This is a genomic window from Massilia cavernae, assembly GCF_003590855.1.
Lineage (GTDB): Bacteria > Pseudomonadota > Gammaproteobacteria > Burkholderiales > Burkholderiaceae_D > Telluria_A > Telluria_A cavernae.
The window spans coordinates 32,341-47,899 of the sequence record NZ_QYUP01000002.1 but is presented as its reverse complement, the minus strand read 5'-3'; the positions used below and the strand labels follow the sequence as shown (position 1 = coordinate 47,899).

The 15,559-nt window shown below is 63.9% G+C and carries 16 protein-coding genes and 1 tRNA gene; 9 read left to right on the top strand and 8 right to left on the bottom strand.

Annotated features, from left to right (window positions below; translation table 11 throughout):
• Nucleotides 1-760 (bottom strand): murein transglycosylase A (mltA, locus tag D3872_RS00220; RefSeq protein WP_229459083.1); only part of this gene is annotated, 760 nt, incomplete at its 3' end.
• Here mltA and D3872_RS26175 point away from each other — a divergent pair.
• Entirely contained in the window at nucleotides 747-1,106 is a 360-nt protein-coding gene (locus tag D3872_RS26175) for a hypothetical protein (protein ID WP_229459082.1), read from the top strand. The two genes, mltA and D3872_RS26175, sit on opposite strands and share 14 nt — an antisense overlap.
• Before the next feature lie 7 nt (nucleotides 1,107-1,113).
• Here D3872_RS26175 and apaG read toward each other — a convergent pair whose 3' ends face one another.
• The gene (gene apaG / locus D3872_RS00215) at nucleotides 1,114-1,488 is read right to left on the bottom strand and encodes a Co2+/Mg2+ efflux facilitator ApaG/CorD (RefSeq protein WP_119808907.1); all 375 of its coding nucleotides are present in this window, start codon (nucleotides 1,486-1,488) and stop codon (nucleotides 1,114-1,116) included.
• 167 nt (nucleotides 1,489-1,655) lie between these two features.
• Here apaG and rpe point away from each other — a divergent pair, with 167 nt between their 5' ends.
• The 7 genes from rpe (at nucleotide 1,656) to trpC (ending at nucleotide 7,786) form a co-directional block, all read left to right on the top strand.
• Nucleotides 1,656-2,327, top strand: a complete 672-nt coding sequence (rpe, locus tag D3872_RS00210) for a ribulose-phosphate 3-epimerase (protein ID WP_119808906.1) — start codon at nucleotides 1,656-1,658, stop codon at nucleotides 2,325-2,327.
• 2 nt (nucleotides 2,328-2,329) lie between these two features.
• The gene (locus D3872_RS00205; protein ID WP_119808905.1) at nucleotides 2,330-3,028 is read left to right on the top strand and encodes a phosphoglycolate phosphatase; all 699 of its coding nucleotides are present in this window, start codon (nucleotides 2,330-2,332) and stop codon (nucleotides 3,026-3,028) included.
• Between the two features lie 190 nt (nucleotides 3,029-3,218).
• Nucleotides 3,219-4,715, top strand: coding sequence for an anthranilate synthase component I (trpE, locus tag D3872_RS00200; RefSeq protein WP_119808904.1), 1,497 nt, complete (start codon nucleotides 3,219-3,221; stop codon nucleotides 4,713-4,715).
• A gap of 1 nt (nucleotide 4,716) precedes the next feature.
• Complete coding sequence (locus D3872_RS00195) at nucleotides 4,717-5,280, top strand: anthranilate synthase component II (protein ID WP_119808903.1); 564 nt, start codon at nucleotides 4,717-4,719, stop codon at nucleotides 5,278-5,280.
• Between the two features lie 21 nt (nucleotides 5,281-5,301).
• Nucleotides 5,302-6,336: an anthranilate phosphoribosyltransferase gene (gene trpD / locus D3872_RS00190; protein ID WP_119808902.1), complete on the top strand. Its 1,035-nt coding sequence runs from the start codon at nucleotides 5,302-5,304 to the stop codon at nucleotides 6,334-6,336.
• Between the two features lie 13 nt (nucleotides 6,337-6,349).
• On the top strand, nucleotides 6,350-6,979 hold the full coding sequence (locus D3872_RS00185; protein ID WP_119808901.1) for a LysE family translocator: 630 nt from the start codon (nucleotides 6,350-6,352) through the stop codon (nucleotides 6,977-6,979).
• Nucleotides 6,980-6,985: 6 nt separating this feature from the next.
• Complete coding sequence (gene trpC / locus D3872_RS00180; protein ID WP_119808900.1) at nucleotides 6,986-7,786, top strand: indole-3-glycerol phosphate synthase TrpC; 801 nt, start codon at nucleotides 6,986-6,988, stop codon at nucleotides 7,784-7,786.
• A gap of 155 nt (nucleotides 7,787-7,941) precedes the next feature.
• On the opposite strand, the gene D3872_RS00175 is transcribed toward trpC, so the two are convergent.
• The 6 genes from D3872_RS00175 to D3872_RS00150 form a co-directional block, all read right to left on the bottom strand.
• The gene (locus tag D3872_RS00175; protein ID WP_119808899.1) at nucleotides 7,942-9,759 is read right to left on the bottom strand and encodes a M61 family metallopeptidase; all 1,818 of its coding nucleotides are present in this window, start codon (nucleotides 9,757-9,759) and stop codon (nucleotides 7,942-7,944) included.
• 35 nt (nucleotides 9,760-9,794) lie between these two features.
• Nucleotides 9,795-10,385, bottom strand: coding sequence for a nucleotidyltransferase family protein (locus tag D3872_RS00170; RefSeq protein WP_119808898.1), 591 nt, complete (start codon nucleotides 10,383-10,385; stop codon nucleotides 9,795-9,797).
• 9 nt (nucleotides 10,386-10,394) lie between these two features.
• On the bottom strand, nucleotides 10,395-12,611 hold the full coding sequence (locus D3872_RS00165) for a xanthine dehydrogenase family protein molybdopterin-binding subunit (RefSeq protein ID WP_119808897.1): 2,217 nt from the start codon (nucleotides 12,609-12,611) through the stop codon (nucleotides 10,395-10,397).
• 10 nt (nucleotides 12,612-12,621) lie between these two features.
• The gene (locus tag D3872_RS00160; protein ID WP_119808896.1) at nucleotides 12,622-13,080 is read right to left on the bottom strand and encodes a (2Fe-2S)-binding protein; all 459 of its coding nucleotides are present in this window, start codon (nucleotides 13,078-13,080) and stop codon (nucleotides 12,622-12,624) included.
• Between the two features lie 86 nt (nucleotides 13,081-13,166).
• A complete protein-coding gene (locus D3872_RS00155) occupies nucleotides 13,167-13,889 on the bottom strand; it encodes a DsbC family protein (protein WP_119808895.1) in 723 nt (240 codons plus the stop codon).
• Between the two features lie 41 nt (nucleotides 13,890-13,930).
• The gene (locus D3872_RS00150; protein ID WP_119808894.1) at nucleotides 13,931-15,154 is read right to left on the bottom strand and encodes an FAD-dependent monooxygenase; all 1,224 of its coding nucleotides are present in this window, start codon (nucleotides 15,152-15,154) and stop codon (nucleotides 13,931-13,933) included.
• A gap of 118 nt (nucleotides 15,155-15,272) precedes the next feature.
• Here D3872_RS00150 and D3872_RS00145 point away from each other — a divergent pair.
• A tRNA-Phe gene (locus D3872_RS00145) sits at nucleotides 15,273-15,348 on the top strand.
• The last annotated feature ends 211 nt before the right edge of the window (nucleotides 15,349-15,559 follow it).

Sequence of the window (15,559 nt, the reverse complement as noted above, 5' to 3'; positions counted from 1 at the left end):
CCTTCGGTCCGCCCCGCGGATCGGGCAGGCGCTCTTCCTTGAAGAAGATGTAGCTAGGGTTCGCATTGAACAGTTCCTGCCGGCGTGTCGGATTGCGCTCGATCCATGCCTTGATGCCCTGCATCGTGGCGTCCGCCGACGTCAGCTCGCCCTGGTCGATCAGCCAGCGTCCGATCGCCTTGTACGGATGGCCGTTCTGCTCGGCGTATGCAACGCGCACGGTTTCGCCGGTATCGAGGACAACCCGGCCCGATCCCTGCACTTCGAGGAAGAAGGCGTCGACCGGGCTGTCCACCCACAGCAGCTCCTTGCCGTTGGCGTCGGCGCGGTCGATTTCGGCGCGGCTCCGGTACGGGATCACCTTGTTGCCGACCAGCCGGCCGCGCAGGCGCATGCCTTTGAGGCTCGGGTAGACGCTCGACAGGTCGATCGTCAGCAGGTCGTCCGGCACCTTGTGCAGCGGCGTCTGGAACTCGCCGCCGCGCTTGCGGGCGCCGCGCAGCATCGGTTCGTAGTAGCCGGTAATCAGCCCGGTATCGGCGCCATCGGGCGAACGCAGCTGGTTCGGCACGAAATACGTTTCGAAGAAGCCGCGTACGGCTGCCGCATCGGCCGCATCGACCACGCGCGCCGCCATGCACGCCTCCTTCCAGTCGGTCCGGCGCACCAGCACCGAGCACGAATTCATGAACGCCGGCCACGCCTCTCGCAGTTCGTCGCGGTCCCAGCCCGGCAAGGCGCTGAAGGTGGAGGGCGTCATCAGCGGCGCCGGTTCCGGCTTTGGCGGCGGCGTCACCGGCGGAGGTTCGGGCATCGGCACCGGCTGCACCGGCGGCGGCATGATGATGGGCGGAGTCGGCTTGGGCGGCGGCGCAGTGGTGCAGGCCGCCAGCGTCAATGCCACGGCTCCCAACGAAACGAGTAAACTGCGGCGTGTAGATAACATAAGGACTGATATGTGGATTTTGATGTTGGAAGGGGCCGTCGCCCTGTTCCTGTTTGTATTTATCGTGTGGTGGACCATGTACTCGGGCCCGAAGCAGACCGGCAGCGAGGAAGAAACCACCAAGCCGCCAGGCGACGACAAGGCGCCCGGCGAGCAGTGATCAGTGATCAGTGCAGCGTGCGCGGCAGCGACAGCACGAATTCGGGAATTTTTACTTCGAATTGATGTCCATCTTCCGCGACGCAGAAGTATTCGCCGTACATCGACCCCTGCGGCGTCGCCAGCTGGGTGCCGCTGGTGTACTCGAACTGTTCGCCCGGCTTCAGCAGCGGCTGGTGCCCGACCACGCCCAGCCCGCGCACTTCCTGCACATGGTTGTTGGCGTCGGTGATCACCCAGTGGCGCGAGATCAGCTGTGCAGGCACCTCGCCGCTATTCTGGATGGTGATGGAATAGGTGAAAACAAAGGTGGTGCGGTCGGGATCGGACTGCTCCGGCAGATATTGCGTCCTGACCGAAACAGTAAATTCGTAAGCTGCCATTAAAACCCCTCGACTAGTGCTGTTTATATTGCTTTTGTGAACTAAAGGCGCCCGTTGGCGGACTTGTCGATCATGATACATCGGGCCGCAAATAATGGGCGTAGCGCAATGCCGGCTGCCGATGAGCGTAAAATAGCGCATCTTTAATCGTCCGCAACAACTTTGCCATGACCACTTACCGCATCGCTCCCAGCATTTTGTCCGCCGATTTCGCCCGCCTGGGCGAGGAAGTCCGCAATGTCGTCGCCGCCGGCGCCGACATCATCCACTTCGACGTGATGGACAATCATTATGTTCCCAACCTGACAATTGGGCCGCTGGTATGCCAGGCGATCCGCCCGCACGTGCAAGTGCCGATCGACGTGCACCTGATGGTCAGGCCGGTCGACCGCATCATCCCCGACTTCGCAAAAGCCGGCGCGGACATCATCACCTTCCACCCTGAAGCGTCCGAGCACATCGACCGCACGTTGCAGCTGATCCGCGACAGCGGCTGCAAGGCCGGCCTGGTGTTCAACCCGGGCACCCCGATGCACTACCTCGACCACGTGATGGACAAGATCGACATCATCCTGATCATGTCGGTCAATCCGGGCTTCGGCGGCCAGTCCTTCATTCCTGAAGCGCTGAACAAGATCGCCTACGCGCGCAAGAAGATCGACGAATCCGGCCGCGACATCATGCTGCAGGTCGATGGCGGCATCAAGGTCGACAACATTGCCGCTGCAGCTGCCGCGGGCGCCGACACCTTTGTCGCCGGTTCGGCCATCTTCGGCCAGCCCGACTACAAGGGCGTGATCGACGCGATGCGCACCCAGCTGGCTACCGTCGGCAAGTAACGATGAAAAAAGGCGCTTCCCCGATCCGCGCGGCGATCGTCGACCTCGACGGCACCATGCTCGACACCATCCCCGACTTCCACGTCGCGATCAACCGCATGCGCGCCGACTTCGAGCTGCCCGCCATCTCGCAGGAAGCGATCGCGCTGATGGTCGGCAAAGGCTCGGAGAACCTGATCCGCAGCGTGCTGGCTCAGGACTTCGACGCCGCCGGCGTCGAACACCGCATCGGGGAGGCGCTTGACGCCTACCAGCGCCACTACCTCGACATCAACGGCAAGCACAGCACCATCTATATGGATGTCGAGGCAGGCCTGAAGGCGATGCGCGCGCAGGGCCTGCGCCTGGCCTGCGTGACCAACAAGCCGGTCGCGTTCGCGCTGCCGCTGCTGGCTGAAAAAGGCCTGGCGCCCTACTTCGAAGTCATCTACGGCGGCGACTCGTTCGCAAAAAAGAAGCCCGACCCCATGCCCCTGCTCCACGTATGCAAGGACTTCAGCCTGAAACCGCAGGAAGTGGTGGCCATCGGCGACTCGTCCAACGACGCCGAGGCGGCGCGCGCGGCCGGCTGCTATGTGCTCACTGTGCCATATGGTTATAACCACGGGGTCTCTATACACGAAACGGATTCCGATGGTATAGTTGATTCACTGCTGGAAGCGGCAACCTTGATTCAAACGCATAACCACAGCGCACACTGAACAAATAACGCATGTTTTTCATCAAAAAACACAATGTCACGCAAGCCGGCTCGATTGAGGCCTGGCTTTGGCGACGCTGGCAATCCTGGGCTAAGTAACCCACCCGATTGCTGTCGTCTGCACCTGCACGCCGACAGGTTTTTTGAAACCCACCGCCACCCACACTGAAACTGGCGGCCTGGAGAAAAGCATGACCGAACTCGAATTCCAATCGCTGGCCACCGAAGGCTACAACCGTATTCCACTGATCGCGGAAGCTTTCGCCGATCTCGAAACGCCGCTGACGCTCTACCTCAAGCTGGCCCAGACACAGGACGGCGGCCGCAACACCTTCCTGCTCGAATCCGTGGTCGGCGGCGAACGCTTCGGCCGCTACTCCTTCATCGGCCTGCCCGCGAAGACGCTGCTGCGTTCCTTCGGCAGCCGCACCGAGATCGTCAGGAACGGCAGCGTCATCGAGACGCATGAAGGCAATCCGCTCGAATTCATCGAGGCCTACCAGCAGCGCTTCAAGGTCGCGCTGCGTCCCGGCATGCCGCGCTTCTGCGGCGGCCTGGCCGGCTACTTCGGCTACGACACCGTGCGCCACATCGAGCGCAAGCTGGCCGATAGCGCCCCGAAGGACGACCTGGGCCTGCCCGACATCCAGCTGATGGTGACCGAGGAACTGGCCGTCATCGACAACCTGTCGGGCAAGCTGTACCTGATCGTCTACGCCGACACCACGCAGCCGGAGTCGTTCTCGAAAGCGCGCCAGCGCCTGAAGGACCTGCGCATGATGCTGCGCCGCGGCGTCGACGCACCGGTGACTTCCAGCTCGGTGCGTACCGAAGCGGTGCGCGACTTCAGCAAGGAGGACTACCTGAAGGCCGTCGCCCGCGCACACGAATATGTGATGGCCGGCGACCTGATGCAGGTGCAGATCGGCCAGCGCATCCGCAAGCCCTACGTCGACAACCCGCTGACCCTGTACCGCGCGCTGCGTTCGCTGAATCCGTCGCCCTACATGTACTTCTATAACTTCGGCGACATGCAGATCGTCGGCGCCTCACCAGAGATTTTGGTGCGCAACGAGTCCTTGCCCGACGGCGGCCGCAAGGTCACGCTGCGCCCGATCGCCGGCACCCGCCCGCGCGGCGCCACGCCGGAACGCGACGCCGAACTGGCGACCGAACTGCTGGCCGACCCGAAGGAAATCGCAGAACACGTGATGCTGATCGACCTGGCGCGCAACGACCTTGGCCGCATTTCCCAGATCGGCAGCGTCAAGGTCACCGACCGCATGGTGATCGAAAAATACTCGCACGTGCAGCACATCGTCTCCAACGTCGAAGGCCGCCTGAAGGAAGGCATGTCCAACCTCGACGTGCTGCGCGCGACCTTCCCTGCCGGCACCCTGACCGGCGCGCCGAAAGTGCGCGCGATGGAAGTGATCGACGAGCTGGAACCGACCAAGCGCGGCATCTACGGCGGCGCCTGCGGCTACCTGTCGTTTGGTGGCGAGATGGACGTGGCGATCGCGATCCGCACCGGCGTGATCAAGGACGGCATGCTGTACGTGCAGGCCGCGGCCGGCATCGTGGCCGATTCCATCCCCGAGATGGAATGGCAGGAAACCGAAAACAAGGCGCGCGCCGTGCTGCGCGCGGCCGAACAAGTGCAAGACGGCCTGGATGGGGAGCTCTGACATGCTGCTGATGATCGATAACTACGACTCGTTCACCTACAACCTGGTGCAGTACTTCGGCGAGCTGGGCGAGGAAGTGCGCACCGTGCGCAACGACGAAATCACGATCGAAGAGATCGCGGCCATGAAGCCGGACCGCATCTGCATTTCGCCCGGCCCGAAAACCCCGGCCGAAGCCGGCATCTCGATCGACATACTGCGTGAGTTCAAGGGCAAGGTGCCGATCCTGGGCGTGTGCCTCGGCCACCAGGCCCTGGGCGCCGCGTTCGGCGGCAAGGTGGTCCGCGCCAAGAAGGTCATGCATGGCAAGACCTCGCTGGTGGCGCATACCGGCGTCGGCGTGTTCAAGGGGCTGCCAAGCCCGTTCACCGTGATCCGCTACCACTCGCTGGCGATCGAGCGCTCGTCGCTGCCGTCCTGCCTCGAAGTGACGGCATGGACCGACGACGGCGAAATCATGGGCGTGCGCCACAAGGAGTTCGACATCGAGGGCGTACAGTTCCACCCCGAGTCGATCCTGTCCGAGCACGGGCACGAACTGCTGAAGAATTTTCTCGAACGCTAAGCGCACATAACAGGAACCGCCATGCCGATCACCCCACAAGAAGCCCTGCTGCGCTGTATCGACCACCGCGAGATCTTCCACGACGAGATGCTGCACCTGTTCCGCCAGATCATGTCCGGCGAAATGTCGCCGACCATGATCGCGGCCCTGACCATGGGGCTGCGCGTGAAAAAGGAAACCATCGGTGAGATCACCGCCGCCGCGCAAGTGATGCGCGAGTTCTCGACCAAGGTGCCGATGGCCGACACCACGAACCTGCTCGACATCGTCGGTACCGGCGGCGACGGCGCGCACACCTTCAATATCTCCACCGCGTCGATGTTCGTCGCCGCGGCGGCCGGCGCGCGCGTGGCCAAGCACGGCGGGCGCAGCGTGTCGTCCTCGTCCGGCAGCGCCGACGTGATCGAGTCGTTCGGCGCCAACATCAACCTCAAGCCCGAGCAGATCGCCCAGTCGATCGCGCAGACCGGCATCGGCTTCATGTTCGCACCGAACCACCATGCGGCGATGAAGCATGCCGCCCCTGTGCGGCGCGAACTGGGCGTGCGCACGATTTTCAACATCCTCGGTCCGCTGACCAATCCGGCCGGCGCTCCCAACATCCTGATGGGCGTGTTCCACCCCGACCTGGTCGGCATCCAGGTGCGCGTGCTGCAGCGCCTCGGCGCCCAGCATGCGATGGTGGTCTGGGGCCGCGACAACATGGACGAAGTGTCGCTCGGCGCGGCGACCATGGTGGGTGAACTGGTCAACGGCGAAATCCGCGAGTACGAGATCCACCCCGAGGACTACGGCATGCAGATGATCGCCAGCCGCAACCTGAAGGTGGCGGACTCGGTGGAATCGAAGGCCAAGATCATGGAAGCGCTCAATGGCGAGCCGGGCGCGCCGTACGACATCGTCTGCCTGAACGCCGCCACCGCGCTGTATGCGGCAGGCGTGGCGCCGTCGATCGAAGAAGGACTGGTCAAGGCGCGCGCGGCGATCGCGTCGGGCGCTGCCAGGGAGAAGCTCGCCCAATTCGTGCAGGTGACGCAGCAGCTGGGCGCCAGCTAAACCGGGGCGGCCCATGTTCGGCATTCACGACATCTACCTGTTCGTCATCTCCGGCCTGCTGCTCAGCATCATGCCCGGGCCGGATACGCTTCTGATCATGGCGCGCAGCGCCAGCCAGGGTTTCAAAGCCGGATCGGCCGCGGCCCTGGGTACCGGCGCCGGCGTGATGGTACATGTACTTGCGGCGGCGCTGGGCATGTCGGCCATCCTCGCCACCTCCGCCACCGCCTTCCTGGTTGTCAAATATGTAGGCGCGGCCTACATCATCTGGATGGCGATCGGACTGTTGCGCAGCAAGCCGCGCGCGGCCGCTGCGACGGCGGCGCCGCCCCTCCCCTTGCGCAAGATTTTCGGGCAGGGATTCCTGTCCAACGTGCTCAATCCGAAGGTCGCGCTGTTCTTCCTTGCGTTCGTGCCGCAGTTTATCGATGCTGATGCGCCGAACAAGGCACTGGCCTTCATCGTCCTGGGCATCATTTTCAATTTCAACAGCATGCTGTGGTGCCACGCGCTGGCACTGTTCACCGCGCGCGCCAGCGCCAGCGTCAAGGTCGGCCCGAAGGTGGCGATGTGGTTTGGCCGCGCCACCGGCGTCCTGTTCATCTGGCTCGGCATCAAGCTGGCACTATCGAAACAACACTAATCCATCATGTCCGACATCCTCAACAAAATCCTCGAAGTCAAAGCCGACGAAGTCGCCGCCGCCAGGAAGTACCGCAGCCTTGCGAGCCTGCGCAGCGACGTGGAAGCGGATACCGATGCGCAACGCAAACCGCGCGGCTTCGAAGCCAGCCTGCGCAAGCACATCGCCGCAGGCAAGGCCGGCGTGATCGCGGAAGTGAAAAAGGCGTCGCCGTCGAAAGGCGTGCTGCGCGCGGACTTCCGTCCCGCGAACATCGCCGAAAGCTATGCGCGCCACGGCGCGGCATGCCTGTCGGTGCTGACAGACGTGCAGTTCTTCCAGGGTTCGGTGGACTACCTGAAGCAGGCGCGGGCCGCTTGCGATATCCCGGTGCTGCGCAAGGACTTCCTGGTCGATATTTACCAGGTTTACGAGGCGCGCGCGATGGGCGCGGATGCGATCCTGCTGATCGTCGCGGCGCTGGACCACGGGCTGATGGCGGAGATGGAAGCGTGCGCACTGGAGCTGGGCATGGATGTGCTGGTCGAGGTGCACGACGGCGATGAACTGACCGCCGCGCTGAAGCTGCGCACGCCGCTGATGGGGATTAACAACCGCAACCTGCGCACGTTCGAGACGTCGCTGCAGACGACCATCGGGCTGCTGCCACGCATTCCAGATGACCGGCTGGTGGTCACCGAATCGGGGATCATGGTGCCGGATGATGTGAAGCTGATGCGCGACGCGAACGTGCACGCGTTCCTGGTCGGCGAGGCGTTCATGCGACAGCCGGAGCCGGGTGTGGAGTTGCAGCGCTTGTTTGGCTGAGATGGCGAATAAGCGCTACGCGCTCATCCACCAAACTTAGAACCGTCGTTCCCGCGCACGCGGGAACCCATGCTGAGCGTATGTCATTGATTCAGTATAGGTTCCCGCTTTCGCGGGAAGTCGTTTCTGGCAGTACCAGGAACGACGGGCGGGCGCTAACGGACTGCGCTTGGCCGCACCAGCCCTTTGACTTTCTTTTCCGGCGCAGCCAGCGTGATGCCGGGTACACGATCACCCTGCAGCGTCACCTTGAACGCCATCAGCTCATCGCGCCTGAACGCGTGCACAGTCACCGTTTCGCCCACCTTGTAGCGCGCCAGCAGCGCATCCACGTTGTTGGGCGTCCCCGCCACCCGCAGCCCATCCACCGCAACGAGAACATCGCCGGCCGACATGCCGCCCTGGTGCGCCGCCCCGCCCTCATGCACCTGGCCCAGTTTCGCGTCGCCTCCCTCGCGGCCGATGCTGGCGTCGAGCGAAGGCTTGGCGTTCTTGCGCTCGTCCACCAGCTTCACGCCAAACGGTGCATACAGTTTCGCCAGCGGCAGGTCCTCGGTGCCGCGCACGTAGCGGTCGAACATCGGCTTCAGTTTCAGTCCGCTTACTTCATCGAACAGCGCCTCGACTTCCGCCTCGGTGACGCCGCGTCCGACAGTCGGATAGAAATCGTGCCCGTAGCGCTGCCACAGCGCCAGCATGATGTCGTCCAGCGACTTCTTCCCGTCGGTTTTGGCGCGGATGGCCAGGTCGAACGCAAGTGCGATCAGCGAGCCCTTGCCGTAGTAGCTGACGATGGCGTTCGGCGCATTTTCATCCTGGCGGTAGTATTTGCTCCAGGCGTCGAAGCTCGAATCGGCCACGCTTTGCTTGGTGCGGCCGCTGCCACGCAATACGCTGCCGATGGCTTTGCCCAGCAGCTTGAGGTAGGCCGCTTCGGTAACCAGGCCGCTGCGCAGCAGGAGCAGGTCGTCGTAGTAGCTGGTGAATCCCTCGAACAGCCAGAGCAGCGGCGTGTAAGTCTCGGCCTGCAGGTCGTACGGTGCAAACGCCGCTGGCTTGATGCGCTTGACGTTCCATGTATGGAAATACTCGTGGCTGCACAGGCCGAGGAACTTGATGTAGCCTTCGCTCGGCTCGGAAAACTTTGGTGCGATGGTGCTCGGCAGGTCGTTGCGGTTGCAGATCAGGGCGGTGGATGCGCGGTGTTCCAGCCCGCCGTAGCCATCGCCGACTGCCATCGTCATGAACACGTAGCGGTCCATCGGCGCGCGCTTGCTGCGCGGCTCGAAGAACGCGATCTGGGTTTCGCACAACGACTTGAGGTCGGCCTGAAGGCGCGCCATGTCGAGATTGGGTACGCGGCCCGTGATGACGATGTCGTGCGGGACGCCGTGCGCCTTGAAGGTGCCGAGTGCGAAGTCGCCCATCTCGACCGGATGGTCGATCAGCTCGTCATAGTTGGATGCCACATAAGTGCCGAAGCCGTAGCGCTTCGCGCCCAGCTCGGGCATCGCGGTCGCGACGCGCCACGATTGCGCTTCCGGATCGGCCGGACGGCCGATGTCGACTTCGTGCGGCAGGTCCTCCTGTCCCAGCACGCGCAGGAACACGCTGGTGCCGTTGTAGAAGCCGTGGGTCTGGTCGAGGTGGGCTGCGCGCACCGACAGGTCCCATGCGTAGACCTCGTAGGTCACCGTGACCGGTCCGGATAAGGGCGCGGCGCGCCAGGAGTGCTTGTCCAGCTTAACCAGCGGGACCGCCTTGCCGTTCGATTCGGCGCGGATCTGCACGATGTTGCGCGCGAATTCGCGGATCATGTAGCTGCCCGGTATCCACGCCGGAAGCGCGAACACCTGGCCGTCGTCGGCAGGCGCGGCGACGGTAACGCTTACCTCGAACAGGTGGCCGGCAAGGTTCTTGGGGATGATGGTGTACTGGATCGCAGCCGTTTTCCTGGTCGCTGTCTTTTTCATTATGGGGTCCTGTGGATGACGCTTCGCGAAATAGTTTAGCCTGAATCAGGACGTATTAGCAGGTCGGCAGGGGTATCGACGTCGCGAAATATTCCGGCATCGGCAACCTCCACTTCCGTGACCGGGGCCGATTTAACAATACGGCGCGCGCCCTCGTCGCCTGTCAGCGCCAGCAGCGCGCTCAGATGCGCGGCCCCGAACCCGACCGGATTGCCACGCCGCCCCGCCATCACGGGCGCGGCGATGCCGGCGCCGGCGTTAAGGGCTGCCGCCAGCGCCGCATACGTCGACGGCCGTACATACGGCATGTCGCCCAACGCTATCAGCCAGGCATCGGCAGCGGGGAGCGAATGTGAAATGGCATGGGCCAGCGACGCGCCCATGCCGGTGTCGGCTTCCTGACACACAGTGACCTCGCAGCCCAGTGCCTTCAGCTGCGCGGCCACGACGGAATCGGCCGGGCCGACCACGGCGATCACTTTCGGCAGCGCCGCCAGCAGCGCGCGCGCGCTGGCGGCGACCACCGTGGCACCGCCCGGCAGGGTTTGCAACAGCTTGTTGCGCGCACCGGAAGGATCGAAGCGGCGCCCACGGCCGGCGGCAAGCAGGATACCGACGAGGGCCATGCGCTGTACTTACGCCGCCGCGAGGTCGAACGGCAGCTTGCGCAGGCGCTTGCCGGTCAGCCGGAACACGGCATTCGCAAACGCCGGCGCCAGCGGCGGCAGGCCAGGCTCGCCGATCCCGGTCGGCGGGTCGGACGATGGAACGATGTGCACGTCCACCTGCGGCATGTCGCTCATGCGCGCCACGGTGTAGTCGCCGAAGTTCTGCTGCTCCACCACGCCCTCCTTCAGCGTGATGGCGGCGCCCGGGAGCGTGGTGCCTAGCGCCATCAGTGCCGCGCCCTGCACCTGGGCTTCGATGGTCAGCGGATTGACTGCCAGGTTGCAGTGTACGCCCGCCGTCACCTTGTGCAGCTTCGGCACGCCTTTCGTGACCGATGCTTCGACCACATAAGCCACTACCGTGTTGAAGGACTCGTGCATCGCCACACCCCAGGCGCGGCCCTTCGGCAGCTTTTTCTTACCGTAGCCGGACTTCGCGACCGCGAGGTCCAGCGCGGCCAGGTGACGCTTGTGTTTCTCGCCCAGCAGCTTCTTGCGGTAGGCAACCGGGTCTGCGCCTGCGGCGTGCGCTGCCTCGTCGATCAGCGTTTCCATCACAAAGGCGGTGTGGGTCGAACCGACCGAACGCCACCACAGCACCGGCACGTTGGCCTTGAGCGTGTGTACCGACAGGTTCAGCGGCACGTCGTACGGCGCGCCCATGCCTTCCACCGTGGTGTGGTCGACGCCGTTCTTGACCATGAACGGCTCGAACATGGTGCCGGTGATGATCGACTGGCCGGCGATGGCGTGGTCCCACGCCACGATCTTCCCTTTCGCGTCCAGGCCGATGTCGGCGCGGTGCACATACGAAGGCCGGTAGTAGCCGCCCCTGATGTCGTCTTCGCGGCTCCACATCACCTTGACCGGGCCTGTCTTCCCAGCGGCCTGCCATGCCTTGGCCACGTTGACCGCTTCGACGATGTAATCGGACGTCGGCACCGCCCTGCGGCCAAAGCCGCCGCCGGCCATCATCGTGTTCAACTTCACCTGCTCCGGCTTCAGTCCCGAGGTCTTGACCACGGCTGCGTGGTCGGTAGTCTGGAACTGCGAGCCTGCCCACACGGTGCAGCTGTCGGCCTTCAGGTCGACCACGCAGTTGAGCGGCTCCATCGGAGCATGCGCCAGGTAGGGAAATTCGTAGACGGCCGAAATCTTCTTCGGTGCGCGCGCCAGCGCCGAAATGTCGGCCTGCTTCGCTACCGTGCCCGGTTTTTTCGCCAGCGCGGTCAGTTCCGCCAGCTGCTTGCTGGAGTCGACTTTCTCGACACCGGTGGTGCCCCACTCGATGACCAGCGCGTCGCGGCCCTGCTTCGCCGGCCAGTAGCCGCTGGCGACAACCGCCACACCCTTGCCGCCGCGATCGGTATCCACCTCGAACACATCGAGCACGCCCTTGATTGCCCTGGCCTTGCTGGCATCGAATTTCGCTACCTTGGCGCCGAACACCGGCGGGTGCGCGATCAGCGCCACCTTCGCATCTGGCAGCGTGAAGTCGATGCCGAACTGCTGGCTGCCGTCAGACTTGGCTCGCGCATCGAGGCGCCGCGCTGGTTTGCCGATGAAGCGGAAGTCCTTCGGATCCTTGAGCGCGACGGTCGTCGGCACCGGCTGCTTCATCGCGGCGTCGGCCAGCGAACCGTAGCTGGCCTTCTGCCCGTCCGGCCCGATGACGAAACCGTTCGCGGTGCGGCACTGCTCCGGCTTGACGTTCCACTGTTGCGCGGCGGCGGCCACCAGCATCGCGCGCGCCTTGGCGCCGATTTCGCGGTACTGCATGAACGAGTTGGCGACGCTGCCCGAGCCGCCGGTCATCTGCATGCCGAAGTTCGGGTCCTTGAAGGCGTCGCCGGCGGGCGCGAGCTCGCCACGCACCTGCGACCAGTCGGCGTCCAGTTCCTCGGCCATCAGCATTGGCAGCGCAGTATGCACGCCCTGCCCGAATTCGAGGCGGTTGACCATGATGGTGACGGTATTGTCAGGCGCGATCCGCAGGAAGGCGTTTGGCGCATGCACCGGCTTCGCGCGGTCCGCTGCCTGCGCAAACTTGTTCGCGCCCGGCAGGAAGAAGCCGAGCACCAGCCCGCCGCCGGCCACGGCGCCGACCTTCATGAAGCTGCGGCGCGACATGCCGCCTTCGGGCGGGCGCACAAGCGCTGCGTGGTTGATCCATTCTTTACGCATGGTGCTCTCCTCAGGCCAGGGTTTTCGCCGCGTCCTTGATGGCCGCGCGGATGCGTTGATAGGTGCCGCAGCGGCAGACGTTACCGCTCATGGCGCTGTCGATGTCAGCGTCGCTCGGCGCCTTGTTGGTGCGCAGGAGCGCGGTGGCGCTCATCACCTGGCCGCTCTGGCAGTAGCCGCACTGCGGCACGTCGTGGCGCACCCACGCATCCTGCACCGCCTTGCCGACCTTGTCTGACTCTATCGCCTCGATGGTGGTGATTTTCTGGCCGACCGCGACCGAGATCGGAGTGACGCAGGAGCGGACCGGATCGCCGTTCAGGTGCACGGTGCAGGCTCCGCACAGGGCCGCGCCGCAGCCGAATTTGGTACCCGTCATGTTGAGGTTATCGCGCAGCGCCCACAGCACGGGCGTGGATTCGTCGGCGTCGACCTGCATGTCGCGCCCGTTGATATTCAAGGTGAGCATTGCCTACTCCTGGTTTTGGATGGTGGATCGTATGTACTGTTTGGCGGCGCAGATGTGAAACGCGGGCCAGAAGGCCCGCGGGTAGTTTATTTGATTGCAGCGAACTTCGCTTCGAGGGTCTTGACATCGACCGCGCCCGGGATGCGGGTGCCGTCGGTGAAGAAGATGGCCGGGGTGCCTTCGATGCGCAGCTTGCGGCCCAGCGCGAAGATCTTCTCGTGCGGGTCGATGCATTTGGCCGGCGCGGCTGGCGCCACTTTGCCACCTACCATCCAGTCATCCCAGGCCTTGTTGCGGTCGGCCGCACACCAGATGTTCTTGGACTTGGCGATCGAATCTTCGGAAAGGATGTTGTACATGAAGGTGTAGACCGTCACGTTATCCAGTTCCTTCAGCGTGGTCTGGCGGAAGCGCTTGCAGTAGCCGCAGTTAGGGTCTTCGAAGATGGCGATGGTGCGCTTGCCGTTCCCCTTGACCATCTTGAGCGCCGACTCGAACGGCAGGTCGGCGAAATTGATCTTGTTGATCTCGTCGATGCGTTCCTTGGTCAGGTTCTGCGAGGTCTTGGCGTTGTAGACATGGCCGATGAACAGGAACTCGCCCTTCTTGTCGGTGTAGATGATGTCGCCGCCGGCGCGGATCTCGTACAGCCCCGCGTACGGGGTCGCCTTCACCGAATCGATCTTGACGCCGCCGCCAAGGCGCGGCTCGATCACTTTCTTGATGTTCGCTTCGACAGGCGTCTGGGCGCCAACGCACGACACAATGCCGCCGCTCAGCACCAGCAGTGCGAGTTTATTCTTTACCATGACTTCTCCGGTTGTCCTGCAAATGAATGGACCGGCCACGCCTATTTACCCATCGCGTGGCTGATCAGCCGACGCTTGAGCATCGGCAACTTATCCAGCAAGTTTAATCCCAAATTGCGGACAACGCGAACTGGCTCAAGGTCGGTGCCGAACAGGCGGGCCAGGCCGTCGGTGGCGAACTGCATCAGGAACACGTCTTCCTTGCGCGCGCGGGCGTACCGGGCCAGCACGCGCTCGTCGCCGATGGTGCGGTGGTCTTCGCGCTCCGACACTGCCGTGAGCAGGTCGGCGATGTCGGCGAAGCCGAGGTTCATGCCATGCCCGGCCAGCGGATGCACCACGTGGGCGGCGTCGCCGACCAGCGCCACGCGCGGCGCGGTGATCGCGTGCGGGCGGATCAGCGCCAGCGGGAAGTCGCGGATGGTTTCAGGCTGCAGCGGGCGCATCACGCCCAGCTTGTCCTCGGCCAGCGCCATCAGGCGGATCGCCAACTCGCCGGCGCTTTCGCGCGTCAGCGTGTCGGCCAGCGCGTCGGGCGCGGACCACACCAGCGACACGTGGTTGCCGGGCAGCGGCAGCAGCGCGACGATGCCTTCCGCGCCGGTGAACCACTGGTAGGCCACGCCGTGGTGCGGCTTCTCGCACGAGAAGTTGGCGACCACGGCGCGCTGGTGGTAGGAGCGGTAATCGAGGTCGATATCGCACTGGCCGCGCACCCAGGAGTGGCCGCCGTCGGCGCCGACGACGAGCGAGCTGCGGATCGCGCCGCCGCCTTCGAGGTGGACGGTGGCGCCGTCATCGTCGGCTTCGATGCGAACTGCGCGGCCGTTGACCATGTTGACATTAGGGGCGAACTTCAAGGCGGCGTCGAGCGCCTGGCAAAGGTTGCGGTCTTCGACGATCCACGCCAGCGCGCCGACGTGGGCGCCGAAGGCGTCGAATTCCACGTCGCCCGGATTGTCGCCATCGCCGTTGACCACCATCGAATCGACCGGCGCCACGCGCGCCTGGTCAAGTGCGCCCCACACCTTGAGCGATGACAGCAGCGAGTGGGCGGTGTGGTTCAGCGCGTAGACGCGCACGTCGTAAGGCTGCTCGCCCGCCGTTTGCGCGGCTGCGGCCGGCGCACCGGACGGCGGCGACAGCATTGTCACCTTGAAACCGGCCTGCGAGAATCCGAGTGCAGCCGTCTTGGCGATGGCGCCGTTGCCGACGATGCAGACGTCGCCCTGGCTGCGCCCGGTAGAAGAAGTTGGATTAGTCATGCGGTCATTATAGCGGGTAGAAATGACAAGGTTTTCGCATACGGGATGGCGGCATTTCGAAAAAAGTTTTTGGCTGCCCTTGCAATCCGCTCATCGGCTGACTATAATCATGCCTCTTGGCCTGGTAGCTCAGTTGGTAGAGCAGAGGATTGAAAATCCTTGTGTCGGTGGTTCGATTCCGCCCCGGGCCACCAAGAATCTAAGAAACGCCAACCCCATGCAGGTTGGCGTTTTTTCTTCCAGAAACAGAAAGTCCTCGTGCCCGGTCTATTTCCGGTACTCAGCACAAATTGCTGCTGTCCACCACGTAGCGACCAAATCGTCAGGATGTCCAAGGTCGAGGGCTTCTCATTTGCGCCGCCAACACCGCCTAACAGGGGCGCTCTGTCCGATTAGAAGATCGGA

Bases quoted from the DNA above. Each gene is read 5' to 3' on its own strand.
- apaG (WP_119808907.1), bottom strand. From the start codon at position 1,488: ATGGCAGCTTACGAATTTACTGTTTCGGTCAGGACGCAATATCTGCCG.
- rpe (WP_119808906.1), top strand. From the start codon at position 1,656: ATGACCACTTACCGCATCGCTCCCAGCATTTTGTCCGCCGATTTCGCC.
- D3872_RS00205 (WP_119808905.1), top strand. From the start codon at position 2,330: ATGAAAAAAGGCGCTTCCCCGATCCGCGCGGCGATCGTCGACCTCGAC.
- trpE (WP_119808904.1), top strand. From the start codon at position 3,219: ATGACCGAACTCGAATTCCAATCGCTGGCCACCGAAGGCTACAACCGT.
- D3872_RS00195 (WP_119808903.1), top strand. From the start codon at position 4,717: ATGCTGCTGATGATCGATAACTACGACTCGTTCACCTACAACCTGGTG.
- trpD (WP_119808902.1), top strand. From the start codon at position 5,302: ATGCCGATCACCCCACAAGAAGCCCTGCTGCGCTGTATCGACCACCGC.
- D3872_RS00185 (WP_119808901.1), top strand. From the start codon at position 6,350: ATGTTCGGCATTCACGACATCTACCTGTTCGTCATCTCCGGCCTGCTG.
- trpC (WP_119808900.1), top strand. From the start codon at position 6,986: ATGTCCGACATCCTCAACAAAATCCTCGAAGTCAAAGCCGACGAAGTC.
- D3872_RS00175 (WP_119808899.1), bottom strand. From the start codon at position 9,759: ATGAAAAAGACAGCGACCAGGAAAACGGCTGCGATCCAGTACACCATC.
- D3872_RS00170 (WP_119808898.1), bottom strand. From the start codon at position 10,385: ATGGCCCTCGTCGGTATCCTGCTTGCCGCCGGCCGTGGGCGCCGCTTC.
- D3872_RS00165 (WP_119808897.1), bottom strand. From the start codon at position 12,611: ATGCGTAAAGAATGGATCAACCACGCAGCGCTTGTGCGCCCGCCCGAA.
- D3872_RS00160 (WP_119808896.1), bottom strand. From the start codon at position 13,080: ATGCTCACCTTGAATATCAACGGGCGCGACATGCAGGTCGACGCCGAC.
- D3872_RS00155 (WP_119808895.1), bottom strand. From the start codon at position 13,889: ATGGTAAAGAATAAACTCGCACTGCTGGTGCTGAGCGGCGGCATTGTG.
- D3872_RS00150 (WP_119808894.1), bottom strand. From the start codon at position 15,154: ATGACTAATCCAACTTCTTCTACCGGGCGCAGCCAGGGCGACGTCTGC.